Annotated in this window: 19 protein-coding genes; 7 read left to right on the top strand and 12 right to left on the bottom strand. The window is 65.2% G+C overall.

The features are described from left to right. Positions 1 to 112: 112 nt before the first annotated feature. The 5 genes from NO357_RS00195 to NO357_RS00175 all read right to left on the bottom strand — a co-directional run bounded on the left by NO357_RS00195 (position 113) and on the right by NO357_RS00175 (position 3419). The gene (locus tag NO357_RS00195) at positions 113 to 322 is read right to left on the bottom strand and encodes a hypothetical protein (RefSeq protein ID WP_306733593.1); all 210 of its coding nucleotides are present in this window, start codon (positions 320 to 322) and stop codon (positions 113 to 115) included. A 340-nt stretch (positions 323 to 662) separates the two neighbouring features. Then, complete coding sequence (locus NO357_RS00190) at positions 663 to 1031, bottom strand: hypothetical protein (protein WP_306733592.1); 369 nt, start codon at positions 1029 to 1031, stop codon at positions 663 to 665. Between the two features lie 63 nt (positions 1032 to 1094). Continuing rightward, the gene (locus tag NO357_RS00185) at positions 1095 to 1235 is read right to left on the bottom strand and encodes a hypothetical protein (RefSeq protein WP_306733591.1); all 141 of its coding nucleotides are present in this window, start codon (positions 1233 to 1235) and stop codon (positions 1095 to 1097) included. A gap of 214 nt (positions 1236 to 1449) precedes the next feature. Next, on the bottom strand, positions 1450 to 1878 hold the full coding sequence (locus NO357_RS00180; protein WP_306733590.1) for a DUF6497 family protein: 429 nt from the start codon (positions 1876 to 1878) through the stop codon (positions 1450 to 1452). An 8-nt stretch (positions 1879 to 1886) separates the two neighbouring features. Next, the gene (locus tag NO357_RS00175; RefSeq protein WP_306733589.1) at positions 1887 to 3419 is read right to left on the bottom strand and encodes an acyl-CoA carboxylase subunit beta; all 1533 of its coding nucleotides are present in this window, start codon (positions 3417 to 3419) and stop codon (positions 1887 to 1889) included. A gap of 273 nt (positions 3420 to 3692) precedes the next feature. Between NO357_RS00175 and NO357_RS00170 the strand changes: the two genes are divergently transcribed. The 3 genes from NO357_RS00170 to NO357_RS00160 all read left to right on the top strand — a co-directional run bounded on the left by NO357_RS00170 (position 3693) and on the right by NO357_RS00160 (position 7344). Then, positions 3693 to 4913: a multidrug effflux MFS transporter gene (locus NO357_RS00170; protein WP_306733588.1), complete on the top strand. Its 1221-nt coding sequence runs from the start codon at positions 3693 to 3695 to the stop codon at positions 4911 to 4913. A gap of 224 nt (positions 4914 to 5137) precedes the next feature. Beyond that, a complete protein-coding gene (locus NO357_RS00165) occupies positions 5138 to 6541 on the top strand; it encodes a helix-turn-helix domain-containing protein (protein ID WP_306733587.1) in 1404 nt (467 codons plus the stop codon). Positions 6542 to 6549: 8 nt separating this feature from the next. Continuing rightward, positions 6550 to 7344 (top strand): alpha/beta hydrolase, encoded by a 795-nt coding sequence (locus tag NO357_RS00160; protein ID WP_306733586.1) that lies wholly within the window; start codon positions 6550 to 6552, stop codon positions 7342 to 7344. Here the strand turns inward: NO357_RS00160 and NO357_RS00155 are convergent. The 7 genes from NO357_RS00155 to betI all read right to left on the bottom strand — a co-directional run bounded on the left by NO357_RS00155 (position 7341) and on the right by betI (position 13915). After that, positions 7341 to 7580: an HP1242/YdcH family protein gene (locus NO357_RS00155; protein WP_306733585.1), complete on the bottom strand. Its 240-nt coding sequence runs from the start codon at positions 7578 to 7580 to the stop codon at positions 7341 to 7343. The genes NO357_RS00160 and NO357_RS00155 overlap by 4 nt on opposite strands. Positions 7581 to 7689: 109 nt before the next feature. After that, the gene (locus tag NO357_RS00150) at positions 7690 to 8247 is read right to left on the bottom strand and encodes a hemerythrin domain-containing protein (protein WP_306733584.1); all 558 of its coding nucleotides are present in this window, start codon (positions 8245 to 8247) and stop codon (positions 7690 to 7692) included. After that, complete coding sequence (locus tag NO357_RS00145) at positions 8244 to 9251, bottom strand: amidohydrolase family protein (RefSeq protein WP_306733583.1); 1008 nt, start codon at positions 9249 to 9251, stop codon at positions 8244 to 8246. The genes NO357_RS00150 and NO357_RS00145 overlap by 4 nt, the downstream gene beginning before the upstream one ends. A 96-nt stretch (positions 9252 to 9347) precedes the next feature. Then, a complete protein-coding gene (gene betA / locus NO357_RS00140) occupies positions 9348 to 11006 on the bottom strand; it encodes a choline dehydrogenase (protein WP_306733582.1) in 1659 nt (552 codons plus the stop codon). A gap of 78 nt (positions 11007 to 11084) precedes the next feature. Further along, on the bottom strand, positions 11085 to 11726 hold the full coding sequence (locus NO357_RS00135) for a glutathione S-transferase family protein (RefSeq protein ID WP_306733581.1): 642 nt from the start codon (positions 11724 to 11726) through the stop codon (positions 11085 to 11087). A gap of 99 nt (positions 11727 to 11825) precedes the next feature. After that, positions 11826 to 13334, bottom strand: a complete 1509-nt coding sequence (gene betC, locus NO357_RS00130) for a choline-sulfatase (protein ID WP_306733580.1) — start codon at positions 13332 to 13334, stop codon at positions 11826 to 11828. Beyond that, positions 13331 to 13915 carry a choline-binding transcriptional repressor BetI gene (betI, locus tag NO357_RS00125; protein WP_306733579.1) on the bottom strand — a complete coding sequence of 195 codons (585 nt, stop codon included), beginning with the start codon at positions 13913 to 13915 and terminating at the stop codon, positions 13331 to 13333. Before betI ends, betC begins: the two co-directional genes overlap by 4 nt. A gap of 81 nt (positions 13916 to 13996) precedes the next feature. Here betI and NO357_RS00120 point away from each other — a divergent pair, with 81 nt between their 5' ends. The 4 genes from NO357_RS00120 to choV are packed head-to-tail and all read left to right on the top strand — an operon-like array spanning position 13997 to position 17482. After that, a complete protein-coding gene (locus NO357_RS00120) occupies positions 13997 to 14938 on the top strand; it encodes a choline ABC transporter substrate-binding protein (protein ID WP_306733578.1) in 942 nt (313 codons plus the stop codon). Between the two features lie 55 nt (positions 14939 to 14993). After that, positions 14994 to 15608 (top strand): hypothetical protein, encoded by a 615-nt coding sequence (locus NO357_RS00115; protein ID WP_306733577.1) that lies wholly within the window; start codon positions 14994 to 14996, stop codon positions 15606 to 15608. A gap of 9 nt (positions 15609 to 15617) precedes the next feature. Then, positions 15618 to 16451: a choline ABC transporter permease subunit gene (gene choW, locus NO357_RS00110; RefSeq protein ID WP_306733576.1), complete on the top strand. Its 834-nt coding sequence runs from the start codon at positions 15618 to 15620 to the stop codon at positions 16449 to 16451. Then, positions 16448 to 17482 carry a choline ABC transporter ATP-binding protein gene (choV, locus tag NO357_RS00105; protein WP_306733575.1) on the top strand — a complete coding sequence of 345 codons (1035 nt, stop codon included), beginning with the start codon at positions 16448 to 16450 and terminating at the stop codon, positions 17480 to 17482. Before choW ends, choV begins: the two co-directional genes overlap by 4 nt. The last annotated feature ends 13 nt before the right edge of the window (positions 17483 to 17495 follow it).

The raw sequence follows: 17495 nt of genomic DNA, 5'->3' as shown, positions 1-17495 counted from the left end.
GGATTGCCCCCCCGAGGATTTGGCATGCAAAAGGCCACCGCCGGGCGAATGCCCGGTGGTGGCCCGAAAAAGGCTGGCCCGCGCGTGTGCGGGGTTTACGACGCTGCCGCGGTCAGCAGCGCGTCGGGTATTTCTGGCAGTAGACCACGTTGGCCGCGGCACCGACGACGGCGCCGGTGGCAACGCTGCCATCCAATACCATTGCCGTGGCTGCCCCGGCACCGCCGCCCATGAGCGCCTGTTCGACCGGCGTTTCCCCGCAGGCCGCAACGACGGCGAGCGACACGAGCGCGGCAAGTCGAACCGTGAGTGGTGTGCGCATTTTGAGTTGCCTCTTTCCGTTATGGTTCTTGCGACCATCGGAATGGCGGCTTCGTTCAGGTTTGTGAAGCACAATCTGCGTGACTCCAGGTCATCGGCGGGGCCTCGCCGAATGCTGCAACACATTGAGTCCGGGGCAGAAAAATGGGGCGGACGGCCTTGGGGACAACCAGTCCGCCCCTTAGGGGAAGGGTAACGGTTCAGACAATGCGTCTCGGTCTCGCGTGAGACCGCCACTACAGTCATCACATTGCGGCCACCGGCGCAGGTTGCCAAGCGGGCACAAGCACAGCGGGCATTTTGGGCGCGGATTCGCTCAAACTGACGCTCGGGAAGCGAAATCATGCCGATCCCCCCCACTCGTCTGCCTCGAAAACCTGCGGAAAGGCCGCGCGGGCGGCGTCGACATCGATTCTCAGAAGCGCCTCGTAGCTTTCCGGATCGAACGGATCCTCGGCGGGAATCACCTCGCGGCCGAACAGCCAGTTCAGCCGACCGGCGTCGAGATTGCCGCGCTCGAACGGACTCTCGCCGAAATAGGCCCACAGCGCGGCCAGGAACGCCTCGTCGGCGCGACGGTCGGCCGGCCGGCGGTCGCGGAACCGCTCGCGCGCTTTCAGCGGCGTGATCCCGCGGGGGTTAGCGCGACGTATGGTGAACTGGAAATCGGTGCCGGGAAGACGGCCGGGAAAGCCGCGGTGTTTCAGCATGGCCCGTCCCCCGCATGGACGGACAAAGGCGGGACAGGCGCGAGCGCCTGTCCCGAGCACCGGTTACTTGTACTTACCGGTGTAGGTCGGTTCGGTCGAGATCGGCTCGGGGTCGACCACGACGAATTCCTCTTCCTGCTGGGCACAGGCAACCACAAGGGCTGCAAGGCCAAGCGCCAGAACGCTCTTGATGGCTTTCGACATCTGTTTCTCCTGTCTCTTGTTACGGACAGCTCGGGCTTTTTGCACCCTTCCTGCCCCTCATACGAGGTAAGTGGGCTCTGGAGAGAACCCGAAACAAGAATAGCGGAATCCCCGATCGAAAGGAACTTATCCACATGCTTGTCCACAGGTTGTGACTCCAAAGCCTCAACCTTGGGACGATACCACGTGCGCGCCGCAAGATGTTGTGGCTGCATCAGAATTCCTCCCAGATGCAGCGCCCGTTTTCAACGCGATAGAGCTCGAAAAACTGAGTAACGTCGGGGTTGGCGACACCGAACTCGGTTTCTCTGTCGGAGATCGAAATCGAGATCTTGTCGAAGGCCGCGCCGGCCTCGGCCAGCCACGGCAGCGCGTATTCGCCGCACAGGAAATCCATGTCTTCCGCCCGGGCTTCGAGGTCCGGCGCCCCGTCGCCGACCACGCCCGGGGCCACGAACCTGAACCTGACGTAGTCAAATGTGCCGTCCGGTTTTACGTCCTCCACAACCTCCTGCAGCACCGCTTCCAGACCCGACGGAAGCAGCGGCACCGGCGGGGCGTCGGACGCCGTTGCCACGCCGCTACAAAGCAGCGCGGCGGCGGCCGCCGCCGACCCGAGATATGATGTGGCGCGCGATTGCATCTCGACGGTCAGAGCGGGATGTTGTCGTGCTTTTTCCAGGGGTTCTGGAGCTTCTTGTTGCGCAGGCTGGCAAAGGCCCGGGCCACCCGCTTGCGGGTCGAATGCGGCATGATCACTTCGTCGATGAAGCCGCGCTCGGCAGCCACGAAGGGGTTGGCGAAGCGGTCTTCGTAATTTTTAGTGTGGGCCGCGATCTTGTCCGGGTCACCCAGGTCGGCGCGGTGGATGATCTCGGTGGCGCCCTTGGCGCCCATCACCGCGATCTCGGCAGTGGGCCAGGCATAGTTGAAGTCACCGCGCAGGTGCTTGGAGGCCATCACGTCGTAGGCCCCGCCATAGGCCTTGCGGGTGATCACCGTGACCTTGGGCACCGTCGCCTCGCCATAGGCGAACAAGAGCTTTGCGCCGTGCTTGATCACCCCGCCATATTCCTGGCTGGTGCCCGGCAGAAAGCCCGGCACATCGACGAAGGTCAGGATCGGGATCTCGAAAGCGTCACAGAAACGCACGAAGCGCGCCGCCTTGCGGCTCGAGTCGATGTCGAGGCAGCCGGCCAACACCATCGGCTGATTGGCTACCACACCGACCGACTGGCCTTCGATTCGGATGAAGCCGGTGACGATATTCTTGGCGAAATCGGCCTGGATTTCATAGAAATCACCCTCGTCCGCCACCTTCAGGATCAGCTCGTGCATGTCGTAGGGCGTGTTGGGGTTGTCGGGCACCAGCGTATCGAGGCTTTCGTCCAGCCGGTCGGGCGCATCAAAAAACGGCCGCACCGGTGGTTTTTCGCGGTTGTTGAGCGGCAGGAAATCGACCAGACGGCGCACCTCGGCCATGGCCTCGACGTCGTTTTCAAACGCGCCGTCGGCAACAGAGGACTTCTTGGTATGGGTCGAGGCACCGCCCAGTTCCTCGGCGGTGACCACTTCGTTGGTCACGGTCTTGACCACGTCTGGCCCGGTGACGAACATGTAGGAAGTGTCCTTCACCATGAAAATGAAATCGGTCATCGCCGGCGAATAGACCGCGCCGCCGGCGCAGGGGCCCATGATGACGGAAATTTGCGGCACCACGCCAGAGGCCATGATGTTGCGCTGGAACACGTCAGCATAACCGGCAAGGCTGGCCACGCCCTCCTGGATACGGGCACCACCCGAGTCGTTGAGGCCGATCACCGGCGCGCCGTTCTGCACCGCCATGTCCATGACCTTGCAGATCTTTTCGGCATGGGTTTCAGAAAGCGAGCCGCCGAAGACGGTGAAATCCTGGGAGAAGACATAGACCATGCGGCCGTTGATCGTGCCCCAGCCGGTGACCACGCCGTCGCCGTAAGGCTTCTGTTGCTCCATGCCGAAATCGGTGCAGCGATGGGTTTTGAACATGTCGAACTCTTCGAAACTGCCCTCGTCGAGCAGCAATTCGATGCGTTCGCGGGCGGTCAGCTTGCCCTTGCCGTGTTGCGCTTCGATGCGTTTGTCCCCGCCGCCCTTGCGGGCTACGTCGCGGCGATTGTCGAGTTCCTGGAGAATGTCTTTCATGGGGTCCCCCGTTGAGGCCGGTTTGCGCCAACATACAGGGGAGAAAACCGCCACAGAAGCGAAATTCGGCAAATTTGCAAACTGATGCTAAGAATCGAGCCGCAAATTGCAAAAGCGGAAATTCCGCAACGGCATTTTGTCGGGGCAAGGGTTTTCCGGGCGGGCGGTCTGGCCTTCTGGGCGGGAACCTGATCAAGTTCACCTCTGTTCAGACATGCATGGCATACCGCCGTCGATCTGGCCAACATAAACCGAAATTTCGAAGTTTTCGCAATGCGTCCGCACGCTCCTGTCCGTTTTCTCGACCGCGCCAGCCCGCCGCATATCGGCACGCTGATCGCGCTGGCGGGGGTTTCGGCGCTGGCGATGAACCTGTTTCTGCCCTCGCTGCCCGGCATGGCGGACTACTTCGACACCACGCCGGCGGTGATCGGGCTGTCGGTCGGGGTCTATCTGTTCGTCAACGCGGTTCTGCAGATAGTGATCGGGCCGATCAGCGACAAGTACGGCCGCCGCCGGGTGATCCTGGCCGGGCTGGCGATCTATCTGGTGGCCACGCTGGGCTGCCTCGCTTCCACCCATGTGGCGGTTTTCCTGGCCTTCCGGATGATGCAGGCCAGCGTTGCGGTGGCGATGGTGCTGAGCCGCGCCGTGGTGCGCGACACCACCCCGGTCGACGAGGCCGGCGCCAAGATTGCCTATGTCACGATGGGCATGGCGGTGATCCCGATGCTGGGCCCGGCGGTGGGCGGCTGGCTGGAACAGCATTACGGCTGGCATGCCAATTTCTGGCTGCTGTTTGCAGCCGGGCTGGTGATTTTCGCTCTCGCCTGGGTCGATCTGGGAGAGACGGCACAGCCGTCGGGCTTCACCCTTGCGCAGCAGTATCGCGAGGTGCCAGAACTTCTGAAAAGCCCGCGATTCTGGGGGTATAGCATGGCGACGCTGTTCGCGGCGGGATCGTTCTTTGCGTTTCTCGGTGGCGCGCCGTTCGTCGCCACCAACGTGTTCCACCTCGAACCGCAGGAACTCGGCCTGTATTTCGCCGCGCCGTCGCTGGGCTATTTCTTCGGCAATTTCTTCGCCGGACGCTATTCGTCGCGAGTGGGGATCAACCGGATGCTGTTGCTGGGGTTGATCGTGACCTTCGCCGGCGTCGGCCTGTCGCTGGTGCTGGAACTGGCCGGCGCGCAACGGCTGTGGACCTTCTTTGCCCTGATGGTGCCGGTGGGCGTCGGCAACGGCATGTCGATCCCCAACGGCGTCTCGGGCGCGCTGTCGGTGCGGCCGCACCTGGCCGGCACCGCCTCGGGGCTGAGCGGCGCAATGATGCTGGGCGGCGGCGCCGGGTTGTCGGCCCTGTCGGGCGTGTTGCTCAAGGATGGCACCAGTGCCTTTCCGCTGGTGCTCCTGATGACGGTTTCCACCGTGGCGGGGATCGCGTTGATCCTGATGGTGATCCGGCGCGAAGCGCGGCTGGGCGGGCTGGCGTAACGCCTTCGGTGCTGCGACGACCTGCCCCCGGGGCAAGCGTTAACCCTTCGACTCGGCCCGAAACCGGGCGTATGGCAGCCCGGCTGGCACGCCGGCTGCGATGCGTATGGCGGTGACACCGGGTCTGACGGCCGGATCATTGGTTAACGGGGCGCGCGCCGCTATGCAAAGCCGGGATTTTGCAATATCAGGTTTGCATCTTAGCGACCCGGAGCCTGCCCGTAATGGCCAACCCGAAGATCTATGCCGGCGCCAAGCTGCGCGAAACCCGCCGCCGCCTGGGCCTGACGCAAAAGGATTTCGCCGCCAAGCTGGGCGTGTCCCTGCCCTATCTCAACCAGATGGAAAACAACAAGCGGCCGGTCAGCACCACCGTGGTGCTGGCGCTGGCGCAGGAGTTCGGCTTCGACGTCACCGAGCTTTCGAGCGGCGACAGCGAGCGGCTGGTCAGCGACATGCGCGAGGCGATGGCCGACCCGGTTTTCGCCGACGACCCGCCGCCGCTGGCCGATCTGCGGTTGACGGCGTCGAACGCACCGGGGCTGGCGCGGGCCTTCCTGGAATTGCACCGGGCCTATCGCCAGACCCACGAGCGACTGGCCAGCCTTGACGAGGCGCTGGGGCGCGAGGACGCCCGGATGCAGGCCAGCCCGTGGGACGAGGTGCGCGATTTCTTCCATTATTGCGACAACTATATCGACGCGGTCGACCGCGCCGCCGAACGCTTTGCCCAGAACGCCGCACCGGGCGGCGGCGGGATTGCGGCGCATGCGGTCCGCAGCCTGACCAAGGAAGGCATCCGGGTGCAGGAAAGCGACGAGGCCGCGCTGCGCCGGTTCGACCCGGAAACCCGGGTGCTGACGCTGTCGGCCCGGGCGGCCCCGGAAACCCGCGCCTTCCAACTGCTGCTGCAACTGGCGCTGCTGAAACAGGATGCGCTGCTGGAAGCCACGCTTGATCTGGCGCGATTCCAGAGCGACGAGGCCCGCAGCATCGCCAAGATCGGCCTGGCCAACTATTTCGCCGGCGCGGCACTGATGCCCTATGGCGCCTTTCTGGCGGCGGCGCAGGAGACCCGGCACGACCTGGAACGGCTGAGCCAGCGGTTCGGGGCCTCGATCGAGCAGGTGGCGCACCGGCTGAGCACCCTGCAGCGCCCCGGCGCCAAGGGCATCCCGTTCTTCTTCGTCCGGGTCGATCAAGCCGGCACCATCACCAAGCGCCATTCGGCGACCCGGCTGCAGTTTGCCCGCTTCGGCGGCGCCTGCCCGTTGTGGAACGTGCACCGTGCTTTCGAGACGCCGGGACGTTTCCTGCGCCAGCTGGCCGAGACGCCGGACGGGGTGCGCTATATCTCGATCGCCCGCGACGTCTCGAAACCCGGCGGATCGTTCGGCGCACCGGTGCGGCGCTTCGCCATCGCGCTGGGCTGCGACGTGGCCCATGCCGGCAGCCTGGTCTATGCCGACGGGCTGGACGTGAGCGAGCGTCAGAGTTTCGAGCCGATCGGCATTTCCTGCCGCATCTGCGAGCGGGTCAACTGCCACCAGCGGTCGGTGCCGCCGCTGGAGCGGCGGTTGACAATCGACGCACACAAGCGCGGCGTGCTGCCGTACGAGGTCGGCTGAGATGTGGAATGCTGGCCCTGGTGGCGGTCGTCGTCGCGCTGGGCGGGCCGCTGGCGCTTCAGCGCATGGAGCGGGCGCTGGTCTATCCTTTCGACGACACCAGGGTCCGGCCGGGCGACCTCGGTCTGGCGCTCAAGGAAGCGATCTTCGTCAGCGGCCACGAGACGCTGGTGCTCTGGGTGGGCGCAGCCCGGCCGGGCAAGCCGGTGATCCTCTATTTCCACGGCAATGCCGGCAACCTGGCCGCCCGGACGGGACGGTTCAAGCGGTTTGCCGAGCGCGGCTACGGGCTGGTGGCGCTGGGCTACCGCGGCTCGTCCGGCTCGACCGGCCGCCCGAGCGAGCGCAACCTCGGCTATGACGCGGCCCGGCTATGGCGCCGGATCGGCGACTTTGCCGGCGACTCGCCGGTGGTGATGTATGGCGAGTCACTGGGCGGCGGGGTGGCGCTGGCGGCGATTGCCGAAACCGGCCGCCAGCCCGCAGGGCTGGTTCTGGAGGCGCCGTTCACCTCGGTGCAGGCGGTGGCGCGTGCCGCTTATCCGCAGCTCGAGTCCCAGATCGCCCGGATGCAGAACCGGTGGAATTCTCTCGACCGCATCGCGGCGCTGCGGGCACCGCTTCTGGTGCTGCATGGCACGCGCGACGCGGTGATCCCAATCGGGATGGGGCGGCGGCTTTTCGCCGCCGCCCCGTCGCAACAGAAGCAGTTTCATGCCGTGCCGGGCGGGCAGCACACCGACCTGTGGCGCAGCGACACCCTTCCCGTGCTCTGGCGCTTCATCGAGCGCCCGGGCGGTTAGCCGTGGGTCAGAATGGCGTAGATCTCGTCCTTCAGCACCATTCGCTGCTTGCGCATCTCGGTCAGGTGCAAGTCGTCGGTCGGCTCGATATCGATCTCGGCCCGATGCACGGCGCGGTTGATCTCGTGATAGTCGTCGAACAGCTTGGCGAAATGCGCGTCGTCGTTTCTCAGCGCGCTCATCTTGTCGACATGTTCGGGGAACTCTTCGTGCAGCTCGTGCGGGGTGTTGGACATGCGTGTCTCTCCTCTGACTCGGATTGCAGGACAGCTTAGGCCACCGCCTGTCGCGTGCACTTTGACACGGATCAAAAGACGGCCGCCGTTGCCGCTGTTCGCGCGGCTCCTAGCCGATATCGGGGGCGTACTTCAAGAGCACCGGCACGATCACCTCTTCCTCGTCGGCGAGATGGCGGTCGAGGAAGCGGTCGAACTCCTGTTGTGCCTCGAGGAGCGGGCCGGTCTCGCCCGCCTTGCCGGCGCGCAGGTCGGCCAGCACCGTGTTGGTCGCCCCGGCCAGCGCATGGATGTGACCGTCGAGGGCGTGGTGGTCGGCATCGAGCATGTCGAAAGCTCGGACCAGGCGGAAATCGAGGGTCTTGAGGTGGGGGAAATAGTGGTGATCCTCGATCCCGTGATGCTCGTGCAGCTGGTTCAGGAAGAAGCCGGTGTAGCGGGCGATCTCGGTGCCGAACCGCGCCTGCGGGCTGGCCATGTGCATCTGCGTGGCGCTCTGCATCCGGGTGATGATTTCGCGGAACATCAGGTGCCGGTCGAGCCAGAACGCGACCAGATCGGAAAAATTCGGGTGCCCGTGCCAGTCGCTGCGCGGATAGAGCCGTGCCAGGACACGCAACTCGTCCGGCAGGCCGTGGCGGGTGGCGATGTCGAGCGGGTCGCTCACAACCGGTAGACCCGGTCGGCGGTGCCCTTGAACATCGCGTCCTGCGCCGCCGCACCATAACGCGCGGCGATCTTCTTCATCGCGTTCCAGTAGACCACGTAGCCGACCGACAGCTTGTCGACCGGGAAGTTCGATTCGAACATGCAGCGCTCGGCGCCGAAAATCTCGATCATGTGGTGATAGTAATGCTGCTGCGCCTCGAGCAGTTCGTCGGATGACGGCGGCGTGGCGCGGCCGTCCCAGCCGAAACCGTTGACCGGCATCGCCAGCCCGCCGAGCTTGGCCACGACATTGGGGCACGCGGCGATGGCGGCCATCTCGCGTTTCCAGTCCTCGAACCGGTCCTCGCGCTGGCCGGCGAAGCGGACCGTGCCCATCGGCGTGCCGAAATGGTCGAGCACGATGGTGGTGCCGGGACAGGCCTTGGCAAGGTCGAGGAACTCACCGTTCTGGGGATGGAAGTGCCAGGTATCATAGGGAATGCCGCGCTCGCCCAGCACCGCGACGCCACGCTGGAAATCCGGATCGAGATAGAGATGCGGGATCGGCTGGCCCTGGAACATGATCCGGTCGCGCTCCGCATCCCAGGCCCCGGCGTGGCGAATGCCGCGGAACCGGGAAGAGGCTGCCGCGTGCGCATCGAGCACCTGATGCAGCGTTTCCGGGTCGAGCCGCAGGTTGGCATGGGCCACGATACCGGCGACCTGGGCCTTTTCAGGTTGTGTCGCCGCAGCTGCGGCGATCGCCTCGACATAGTCGGTTTCGCCGATCGGCGCGAAGGGTTTGGGCGAGCTACGATCATAGCCCGAGCCGCATTCGATGAAGACGGTTTTCGTGACGTTGTGCCCCGCCTGGGTATCGGCCCAGAGCTCGTCGAGCTCGTAGTCGTAGCCCAGCCGTCCGGCCCAGAGATGGTGGTGCGGGTCGGTGATCTCGCGGTCGGGATCGACGATGTCTTCGCGGACCTGGGCATGCCAGGCATTGAGGTTCTCGGGGTATTGCATGTGCTGCCTTCCGTTTTGCCACAGCGTAGGAGTGTGCCGGGGTGGCGGCAAATGTTTCGTGGCGTCGTGACGAGGCGCACCGGACCGGACCGGACGTCAGCGCTGCGCGCTTCGCCAGTCGGGGTGAATCCACGGTTCGTCATTGGCGGCAGGCAGCGGACTGCGGCCCAGGATGTGGTCGGCCGCCTTTTCACCGACCATGATCGAGGGCGCGTTGAGATTGCCGTTGGTGATGCGCGGGAAGATCGAGCTGTCGGCCAGGCGCAACCCGTCAACGCCGATGACGCGGGCCTGCGGGTCGACCACCGCCATCGGATCGTCGGCCGCGCCCATCTTGCAGGTGCCGCAGGGGTGATAGGCCGACTCGGCGTGCTCGCGGATGAAATCGTCGAGCTGGTCATCCGTCACCTTGTCGGCCCCGGGTTGGATTTCGTGTTTGACGAAAGGCTGGAACGCCTCCTTGGTGAAGATCTCGCGCGTGAGGCGCAGACAGCGGCGGAAATCCTGCCAGTCCTGATCGGTGCTCATGTAGTTGAAGAAGATACGCGGCGCCGCGCGCGGGTCAGGCGAGCGCAACGTGACCGTGCCGCGCGACGGCGAGCGCATCGGTCCGACATGGGCCTGGAAACCGTGGCCCTCGGCCGCGGCCCTGCCATCATAGCGCACAGCGAAGGGCAGGAAGTGGAACTGGATATCCGGGTATTCGACGCCGGCGCGCGAGCGGATGAAGCCGCAGGATTCGAAATTGTTCGAGGCGCCGAGGCCTTTGCCGGTGACCAGCCATTGCGCGCCGATCACCGCCTTGGAAATGATGTTCCAGTGCCGGTATAGTGTGATCGGCTGGGACGCCGCCATCTGGAAATAGACTTCGAGATGGTCCTGCAGGTTCCGGCCGACGCCGGGGCGATCAGCGATTACCGCGATACCATGGTCGGCCAAGTGCGCGGCCGGCCCGATTCCGGAAAGCATGAGCAATTTCGGGGAGTTGAAGGCCGACGCGGCGACGATGACCTCGGCACCCGCCTGCACGATCATCGGCCGGCTGCCGCGCAGAACTTCGACCCCGGTGGCACGGTGACTTTCGATCACGATGCGGCTGGCCAGACCGCGCAGGATGCGCACGCGTCCGGTTTTCAGCGCCGGTCTGAGATAGGCATTGGCGGCCGACCAGCGCCGGCCGCGCCACACCGTCTGCTCGAACGGGCCGAAGCCTTCCTGCTTCTGGCCGTTATAGTCGTCGGTGACCTCGTATCCGGCCTGGCGACCGGCTTCGACGAAGGCGTGATAAAGCGGGTTGCGGCGTGGACCCCGGGTGACATGTAGCGGGCCGTCGCCGCCGCGCCAGGACGCGTCGCCGCCATGGCCGCCATCGTGCCATGTCTCCATGCGCTTGAAATAGGGCAACACGTCGGCAAAGGCCCAGCCCTGCGCGCCCTGCGCGGCCCAATGATCGAAGTCGCGGGCATGGCCGCGGACATAGACCATGCCGTTGATCGACGACGAGCCGCCCAGCACCTTGCCGCGCGGCGCGACCAGGCGGCGGTTGTTCAACTGCGGCTCGGGCTCGGTCCGGTAGCCCCAGTCATACATCGACATGTTCATCGGGTAGCTGAGCGCCGCCGGCATCTGGATGAACGGGCCTGCGTCAGAGCCGCCGTGCTCGATGACGATGACGCTGCGTCCGGCCTCGGCCAGCCTGTAGGCCATGGCGCAGCCCGCGCTGCCGGCGCCGACGATGACGTAATCGGCCTGCACGTCAGGCCCCGGCGCGCGTGGCCACGGGCATGCCGTGAGTATTTTTGCCAAGAAAGAGCAGAGGCGTGGGCAGATGCATCAGAACGTGTTCCTCAGGACGTCATAGGAGACCATGACCGTGGCGCGATAGGCCGGGCGGGTGGTGAGCCGGGCGTAATAGGCACCGAGGCCAGGCAGGGCGCGGCGGGCGAGATCGGTGTCGAAATAGCGGTAAAGCACATGGCCGAGCTGGATATCGGCCAGCGTCAGCGCCTCACCGCAGAGGTAGGGATGGGAGGTGACGCGCGGCTCGGCCCGGGCCAGCGCATCCTCGAACCGGGCGAGGTTGCGGGCGATGAGAGCGGGATCGCGCCGTTCCGGCGCGGTGCGGGTGTTGCGCCAGAACACGGGGCCGGTGAAGCGCGCGGCGACCTCGTATTTCGCCCATTCCGCCCACATGTCGACCTGCGCCCGCGCCAGCGGATCTGCGGGCCAGAAGCTGTCGGGGGCGTGGCGGGTGGCGAGGTACCGCAGGATCGCGCCGGTTTCGAAAAGCGCAGTGTCGCCCACCTTCAGAACCGGAATGCGGCGATGCGGGTTCATCGCGGCAAATTCGGGCGTGTCGAGCCCGCCATGCACCTCGCCATAGTCGACGCGCTCATAGACCAGGCCCATCTCCTCCATCCCCCAGAGGAGCGCCTGCACGTTCGAGGAGGTGGCGCGGCCATAGACGGTCAGCATCGGCGATCTCCGCAAAGGCACAGGCGCGGCGCCCCCGAGGCGCGCCGGGGTGGGCGGGCGGGCGGCGGGTCGAGGGGGCGGCGCATCGTCATCCGCCCCTCACTCCCCCCGCGGAAAGCGCTGGTTTTCCTCCAGCACGTTGAGGTCCATGTGGTTGCGCATGTAGCGCTCGGAGGCCTTTTTCAGCGGCTGGTAGTCCCAGGGGAAATAGTCGCCATTGCGCAGCGCTTCGTAGACCACCCAGCGCCGGGCCTGGCTTTGGCGCACGTCGGCGTCGAACTGCTCCAGGTCCCAGCGGGCGGCGGCCTCGAGGCGGAACTTTTCCAGCGTCGCGGCATAGGAAGGGTTTTCCGCCAGGTTTTCAAGCTCGTGAGGGTCGTTCTTCAGGTCGAAAAGCTGCTCGGGGTCGAGCGCGCAATTGGTGTACTTCCAGTCCCCCCAGCGCAGCGCGACAAGTGGCGAATTGCTGGCCTCGGCGGCGTATTCCATTGCCACCGGGCAGCGCCGCATCCGGCCCTGTCCCAGACCGACGAGGCTTTCGCCGGTGGTCCAGGGCATCACCTCGTCCATGCTCACCCCCGCCAGTTCACACAGCGTCGGGCAGACATCGATGGTCGAGACCGGGTCCGAGACATGCCCGGGGTTCATTTCAGGAGCGGAAATCATCAGCGGAACCCGGGCCGAACCCTCGTAGAAGCACATCTTGTACCACAGCCCGCGCTCGCCCAGCATGTCGCCGTGGTCCGAGACGAAGACGACGATCGCCTCCTGCCGCGTGGCCTCGAGTGCCAGGAAAATCTCGCCGATCTTGTCGTCGAGATAGGAGATGTTGGCGAAATACGCGCGACGGGCGCGGGCGACCATCTCGTCGGTCAGCTCATAGCTGCGCCAGTCGTTGGCGTCGAAGATTCGCTGCGCATGCGGGTCCTGATCCGCGTAGGGGATGGGTTTAACGGCGGGAGACAAGTATTCGCAATCGCGATACAAATCCCAATACTTACGTCGCGCGACATAGGGGTCGTGCGGGTGCGTGAAGCTGACGGTGAGCATCCATGGCCTGGAATCGTGGCCACGGGCGAGGTCATAGACCTTCTGCACCGCGTGAAAGGCGACCTCGTCGTCGTATTCGAGCTGGTTGGTGATCTCGGCCACGCCCGCGCCAGTGACGGAGCCGAGGTTATGATACCACCAATCGATGCGCGCGCCGGGTTTGCGGTAGTCGGGCGTCCAGCCGAAATCGGGCGGGTAGACATCGGTGGTCAGGCGTTCCTCGAAGCCATGCAGCTGGTCCGGGCCGACGAAATGCATCTTGCCGCTGAGCGTGGTCTGGTAACCGGCGCGGCGCAGGTGGTGGGCATAGGTCGGGATCTGTGAGGCGAACTCGGCGGCGTTGTCGTAGACGCCGGTCTGGCTGGGCAGTTGGCCCGACATGAAGGCGGCACGGCCCGGGGCGCAGAGAGGGCTCGCGGTATAGGCGTTCACGAAGCGGGTCGAGCGTTCGGCCAGGGCGCGCAGGTTGGGCACGTGCAACCAGTCGGCGGGGCCATCCGGGAAGAGCGTGCCGTTGAGCTGGTCGACCATGAGGACAAGGATGTTGGGTCTGGTCATGGCTTTGCTCCTTCAAGCGCGCAGTGCACCGCGCCCATGACATGCGCCACCGCCGAGGCGCGGTCCGGCGTGCCGTGCCCGAGCGACTGGCGCAGGTAGACGCCATCGATCAGCGCCGCGACCCGTTCGGAGACATCGAAGGCGCGCGCGCCCATCAGCGGGCGCAGGCCGTGGCGAAGGTTGGCGCGCAGGCGGCGGTGATAGACGTTGAGCAGACGCCGCGCTTGGTCCGAGGTCTGAGCGAGAACATAGAAATTCATCCACGCGGCGACCGTGTCGCCGCGGAAGTTCCGTTCCGAGAAGGACGCCCGCACGATGGCTTCGACCCGCGCCGCCGGGCCTTCGGCCATCGCCAGCGCGCCGCGCACCTCGGCAGCATAGACCCCCATCGTGTAGCGCATCGCCGCGACGAAGATCTGTTCCTTGCCGCCGAAATAGTGATGCGCCAGCGCCGAGGACATCCCCGCCCGGCGCGCGATCTGGCTCACGGTCACGTCAAGCGTGCCATGTTGGCCGATCTCGGCAATCGTGGCTTTCACCAGAGCCTCGCGTCGGATAGGCTCCATCCCAAGCTTGGGCATCGCACACTCCTGAAAAGAGTTGCCGGAAGCTTGTTGGCTTTTTATTGACTCGTCAATCAAGAAAAACAGGGAGACTGATCCATGACCCTCAAGACCACCTTCTCCGCCCTGGCGCTGGCCGCGCTGACGGCCGGCCCTGCCTTTGCCGGCAGCCATGCGGCCTGCGGCAAGGTCACCTTCTCGGACGTCGGCTGGACCGACATCACCGCCACCACCGCGGCCACAACGCTGGTGCTGGAGGCACTGGGATACGAGACCGACATAAAAGTACTGAGCGTGCCGGTGACCTATGCCGCGATGGCCGAAGGTGACGTCGACGTGTTCCTGGGCAACTGGATGCCGACGATGGAAGGCGATATCGCACCGCACCGCGAGGCCGGCACGGTGGACACGGTGCGCGAGAACCTCGAGGGCGCGAAATACACCCTGGCGGTCAACAAGGTAGCGATGGACCTTGGCATCAAGGATTTCGCCGATATCGCCAAGCACAACGATGCCCTGGGCGGCAAGATCTACGGGATCGAGCCGGGCAACGACGGCAACCGCCTGATCCAGGACATGATCGACAGCGATGCGTTCGGGCTCAAGGACTTTGAGGTGGCCGAAAGTTCGGAACAGGGAATGCTGGCGCAGGTGGACCGCGCCACGCGCAAGGATGAACCGATCGTCTTCCTAGGCTGGGAGCCGCACCCGATGAATGCCAATTTCGAGATGGGCTACCTGACCGGCGGCGACGACTATTTCGGGCCGAACCTGGGCGGGGCCACGGTCTATACCAATACCCGCGCCGGCTATGTCGACGAGTGCAAGAATGTCGGCGCCCTGCTGGCCAACCTCAAGTTCACGCTGGCCATGGAAAACCAGATCATGGGTGCGATCCTGAACGATGGCGAAGACCCGCAGGATGCTGCCGCTGCCTGGCTCAAGGCCAACCCGGATGCCTTCATGGCCTGGCTTGACGGCGTGACCACGATGGATGGCGGCGACGCCGTGGCCGCGGTCAAGGCCAAGCTCGGCCTCTGAGCGCACCATCGGCGGCGGACGCGGCTTTTTGCGAAGCCAGCGCCCGCCGCTGTCCATGTCACGCCCCGTCATGCGCCGGTTTCTCGTTCTGCTGCCCCTGCTGATGCCCGCCACGGCCTCGGCCTCCTGCCCGTCCGCCGCCGATCTCGACCGGGGCGTGGTCCTTGTGCAGAACGGCACGGCCTTCCGGAGGGCCGATTTCGAGCGCACCGCGCAGGGGCTGATGGAAGTCCGCCACGAACACCGCGACGGGCGCAGCCGCAACAGCGTCGCCTGGTATGCCCACGGTCTGGCGAGCAGGTCCGAGCGGGTGGGCGACCGCGGCTTGCGGACGGTTTACCGGGGCGATGTTTCGGCGCTCGACCGGTTGGACGAGCTGGGCGAGGTCACCCTGACCGGCGAAGTTCTGGACAGTTCCGGCGGGCGCGAGCAGATCGCGCTGCGTGTCGCCTTTCTCGGACGACAGAGCTATACGCTGGCCGAGTGCCGCTATGACAGCTGGCACCTGCGCTATGAGCGCATCACGCCGGGCGGCAAGGCCGAGCGTTTCGAACTCGATTATGCCCCGGCGCTGGGCTTGGTGCTCGCCGCGCGGGAGATCGGGGCCGACGGAGCAGTGCCGGTCTTCGCCTACACCTGGATCGGAACCAAATCGGATGTCGAACGCTAGGGGAATGACATGGACTGGCTGACCGAGGAAAAGATTCCTGTGGGCAAATACGCCAAGCGGTTCTTTGACTGGCTGCAGGAAACCGGCGAGCCGTTTTTCGATTGGCTGAGCTGGGTCATGGAGCTGTTGATCGAGGCGATCCTTTGGGTGCTGCAAACACCGCCCGAGTTACTGGTCGTGATGGCGTTTGTCGCGCTGACCTGGGTGCTGCAACGCGGCTGGAAAACCCCGCTGCTGGTGGCGCTGGGGTTCCTCTTCATCCTCAACCAGGGCTATTGGGAGGAAACCACCGAGAGCCTGACGCTGGTGCTGAGTTCCTGCGTGGTCTGCATGGCGGTGGGCGTGCCGATCGGTATCGCCGCGGCGCACCGGCCGCGTCTTTACGCGGCGATGCGGCCGGTGCTCGATTTGATGCAGACCCTGCCGACCTTCGTTTACCTGATCCCGGCGATCGTGTTTTTCGGCATCGGCATGGTGCCGGGACTGATCGCGACGGTGATCTTCGTGCTGCCTGCGCCCATTCGCCTGACCCATCTTGGCATTACCTCGACGCCGCAGCCGCTTCTGGAAGCGGCGCAGGCCTTTGGTGCGACCAAGCAACAGGTGCTGTGGAAGGTCGAGCTGCCCTTCGCCCTGCCCCAGATCATGACCGGCCTGAACCAGACGATCATGCTATCGCTCAGCATGGTGGTGATCGCCGCGCTGGTCGGCGCCGACGGGCTGGGCGTGCCGGTGGTGCGCGCGCTCAACCAGGTCAACACCGCGCTGGGGTTCGAAAGCGGGTTCATCATCGTCGTGGTGGCGATTATGCTCGACCGGATGCTGAGGATCGACCGCAAATGACCTCCAGAAACAGTACGGTGATATTCGACAAGGTTTCGATCGTGTTCGGCGAACATCCCGAGAAGGCGTTGCCGATGATGGACCAGGGGCTGGAACGGCCGGAGATCCAGGAACAGACCGGTCAGGTTCTCGGGGTTCATGACTGTTCGCTCGAAGTCGAGGCCGGCGAGATCCTGGTGCTGATGGGGCTTTCGGGCTCGGGCAAGTCGACGCTGTTGCGGGCGGTCAACGGGCTCAACCCGGTGGTACGCGGCAGCGTGCAGGTCAAGCGCGGCGACGAGATGGTCAACATCACCCAGGCCGACGCAAAAACCTTGCGCGAGATGCGGCTGAGCCAGATCGCGATGGTGTTCCAGGCCTTCGGCCTGCTGCCCTGGCGCACGGTGCGCGAAAATGTCGGACTGGGGCTGGAGCTGGGGGGCATGAACGCGGCCGAGCGGCGGGCCAAGGTCGATGAACAGCTCGAGATCGTCGGGCTGTCCGACTGGGCCGAGCGCAAGGTCGGCGATCTGTCGGGCGGCATGCAGCAGCGGGTTGGTCTGGCGCGGGCCTTCGCCACCGATGCGCCGATCCTGTTGATGGACGAGCCGTTCTCGGCGCTTGACCCGCTGATCCGCACCCGGCTTCAGGACGAGTTGCTGGAATTGCAGGAGCGGCTGCACCGCACCATCATCTTCGTGTCCCACGATCTCGACGAGGCGTTCAAGATCGGCAACCGGATCGCCATCATGGACGGTGGCCGGATCGTGCAATGCGGCACACCGCAGGAGATCTTCTCGAACCCCGCCAACGACTATGTCGCCGATTTCGTGGCGCATATGAACCCGCTCGGCGTGCTGTGCGCGCGCGACGTGATGGAGCCTGTGGCCGGCGAGCCGAAAGTGACGGTCGGTCCGGATACCGACATCCGCGCGGTGATGGACAAGGTCGGCCACAGCGGCGCGCCGGTGGGCGTGGTCGAGGACGGCCGACTGATCGGGCAGGTCACCAAGGACAGGGTGCTGGCCAAACTTCTGGATCCGCGGGCCTGACGCGGACGCCGCG

Source organism: Marimonas arenosa (assembly GCF_030848945.1).
In the GTDB taxonomy this organism is placed as follows: domain Bacteria; phylum Pseudomonadota; class Alphaproteobacteria; order Rhodobacterales; family Rhodobacteraceae; genus Marimonas; species Marimonas arenosa.
The sequence above is the reverse complement of the archived record's forward strand: the minus strand, read 5'-3'. Positions and strand labels throughout refer to the sequence as shown.